This is a genomic window from Streptomyces sp. NPDC058701, assembly GCF_042715295.1.
Lineage (GTDB): Bacteria > Actinomycetota > Actinomycetes > Streptomycetales > Streptomycetaceae > Streptomyces.
Genome location: NZ_JBHXSY010000131.1, coordinates 1 through 2,318 on the forward strand (window position 1 = coordinate 1; position 2,318 = coordinate 2,318).

Consider the following 2,318-nt stretch of genomic DNA (forward strand, 5'->3'; position numbering starts at 1 on the left):
CAACTACCCTGACCCAAGCCGCATAGACGTGTTCAAAATCCGGGGTCAAGGCCCCAAAGCCGCGGCCTCGTCCACTCAGGGCTGGTGGGACGGGGCCTTGCCGGACTGCTGGCTGCTGGTCGAATGGCCGGAGAGCGCCGAGTCACCTACCGACTATTGGCTCTCCAGCCTCCCGGCCGACACCCCGATCGCCGAGCTGGTCCGGTTGGCCAACGTCCGATGGCGCATCGAACACGACTACCGGGAACTCAAGCACGGCCTGGGCCTCGACCAGAAGTTCCTGATGGCGGCGATTACCATTTGTACCAATTGAGAAAAGTGTCTTTGCCGACAGGGTTCATGAGTGGGTCGCCGCTGGAGGGGTCGTTGATGAGAGGAATCTGAAACATGTTACTGAGAAGGCCAAATGCCTTCGCCTTGCGGAACACCAAGGTGTAATTTTGGTTGAAGTAGGAGGCGGGCAATTGCATGAAGAGGGTGTCGTGTTGATCGTTCACTACAATGAGGTGCTTGGTGAGCAACTGATTACCGTTCCCGTCCACTACATAGACGTCCTTCAGCCACGTGTCGTCGGAGTGGAGCCGGTACCGCGCAACGTTCATGTTGTTGTAAGTGACAGAGGCGGAAATCTGGTCACCATCCTGTCCCGCCGGAATTCCACGAAGGACTCCGGGCGAGACGAGAGGTACACCAACAGCCATTGCCGAAGCGTTCGGTGTGGCAGCGATGCACGCTGCCGCCGTCAGTGTCGCCACGAGGGCACCGAGGCTCTTGACACGCGACCTGGGCATACGAACTCCTAACATTGGCAGTTGCCTGATGGCCCTGCAAAGTTTCCAGTAGATGGGCTTCTGCTCTGAGAAACGCGGCGTGTCCTTCGCGCGGTGTGAGTACATGTTGCTTGTCTTTGAGGCGAGCCAAGCACTGCAAGGCACCGTCCTGCGGCTGCCTGGCAAGAGTCACCAGCGGCGACACGCTGATGATCCCGTGAGCTTGTTCCGGTTTGACGGACACCTTTGGTGTGGTGGTCAGGCGGCGAGAGCAGTCTCGTATTCGGCGGGACTGCGGTAGCCGAGGCTGCTGTGAAGCCGGTGCAAGTTGTACCAGCTCTCGATCCACTCGAATGTCGCCGTGCGTGCAGCAGCCCGGCTCGGCCAGGGGTCGGTGTCGCCCAGCTCGTTCTTCGGGGTCGAGAAGAACGATTCCGCGAGCGCGTTGTCCCAGCATTGCCCAGTGCGTCCGACCGACAGGCGAATGCCGAACTCATCTCAAGAGCGCGAGTTCACGGCTGGTGTACTGACAGCCGCGGTCGGAGTGGAAGATCACCGGACTGGCCGGCCGACGGCAGGCGGTCCGCAGTGCGTCGGCGACGAGCTCGGTTCGCAGGTGGTCGGCCGTCGCCCAGCCAACGACGCGGCGTGAGGCGATGTCGATCACGGTGGCCAGATAGAGCCAGCCCTCACTCGTGGCGATATAGGTGATGTCCCCGCACCAGCGGGTGTCGAGAGCAGAGAAATCGGGCTGGAAGTCACGAAGAACCAGGTCAGGGCGGGTGGACGCGCGTGGGTCGGGAATGGTGGTGCGGGGCTGGCGTCGTCGGTGCCTGCCGGTCAGGCCGGCCTGCCGCATCAGCCGTGCGACCCGGCGGCGTCCGCAGTCGGCGCCCTTGCGCTTGAGGGCGGCGTGAACGCGCGGGGCACCGTAGGTGCCGCGGGACTGCTGGTGAACAGCGGTGATCTGTTCGGTCAGCTCGGCGTCCCGCACGGCCCGGGGGCCAGGGATGCCAGTGCGGCGGGCGTAGTAGGCGGTCCGGGAGACCTTGAGGAGTTCACACGTCCTTTTGACGTTGTGACCTGCGGTTTTCTCCGCCTCGACGAACGGGTGCACGTTCACCGGGTCTCCGCCGCGAAGAAAGCTGTCGCACGCTTGAGGATGTCGACGTCCTGGCGCAGTCGGCGGTTCTCCCGCCGCAGCGCGGCCAGTTCCTCCCGCTCGCTGCTGGTCAAACCGTTCCTCGCGCCTGCGTCGATCTCGGCCTGTTTTACCCAGTCGCGGACCGCGGTCTCGGTCAGGTCGAAGTCCTTGGCGACCTGACCGACCGACCGGTCATCCCGTCGGCACAACTCGACGCTCTCGGCCTTGAACTCCGCCGTGAACGAGCGCCGAGGACGCGCCTTCCTGTTCCCCATGCTCTCCATGATGAACATCATCCTTCCAGGACCGAAGCCCTGATCTCAGATGTCCGTCAAAGCGGATCAAGCCCGCTCCTTGTCCGCGGTTCAGTTGTGCAGCCCGGTTGATTCAGGCGGGTGGTCTTT

General features: G+C 63.0%; 4 protein-coding genes and 1 pseudogene. 1 reads left to right on the plus strand and 4 read right to left on the minus strand.

Annotated elements, in window-relative coordinates; translation table 11 throughout:
- A pseudogene (locus ACFWW8_RS38455) lies at positions 1-271 on the plus strand (IS701 family transposase); the annotation flags it as partial.
- 22 nt (positions 272-293) lie between these two features.
- Here the strand turns inward: ACFWW8_RS38455 and ACFWW8_RS38460 are convergent.
- The 4 genes from ACFWW8_RS38460 to ACFWW8_RS38475 all read right to left on the minus strand — a co-directional run bounded on the left by ACFWW8_RS38460 (position 294) and on the right by ACFWW8_RS38475 (position 2,189).
- The gene (locus tag ACFWW8_RS38460) at positions 294-755 is read right to left on the minus strand and encodes a hypothetical protein (protein ID WP_386537562.1); all 462 of its coding nucleotides are present in this window, start codon (positions 753-755) and stop codon (positions 294-296) included.
- Positions 756-1,028: 273 nt separating this feature from the next.
- Positions 1,029-1,256 carry an integrase core domain-containing protein gene (locus ACFWW8_RS38465; protein ID WP_386537570.1) on the minus strand — a complete coding sequence of 76 codons (228 nt, stop codon included), beginning with the start codon at positions 1,254-1,256 and terminating at the stop codon, positions 1,029-1,031.
- A gap of 7 nt (positions 1,257-1,263) precedes the next feature.
- Positions 1,264-1,893 (minus strand): IS3 family transposase, encoded by a 630-nt coding sequence (locus ACFWW8_RS38470; protein WP_386537565.1) that lies wholly within the window; start codon positions 1,891-1,893, stop codon positions 1,264-1,266.
- Positions 1,890-2,189 (minus strand): transposase, encoded by a 300-nt coding sequence (locus tag ACFWW8_RS38475; protein WP_386537567.1) that lies wholly within the window; start codon positions 2,187-2,189, stop codon positions 1,890-1,892. The genes ACFWW8_RS38470 and ACFWW8_RS38475 overlap by 4 nt, the downstream gene beginning before the upstream one ends.
- Between the last annotated feature and the right edge of the window lie 129 nt (positions 2,190-2,318).

Coding starts and splice junctions, on each gene's coding strand:
- ACFWW8_RS38475 (WP_386537567.1), bottom strand. CDS start 2,189: ATGGGGAACAGGAAGGCGCGTCCTCGGCGCTCGTTCACGGCGGAGTTC.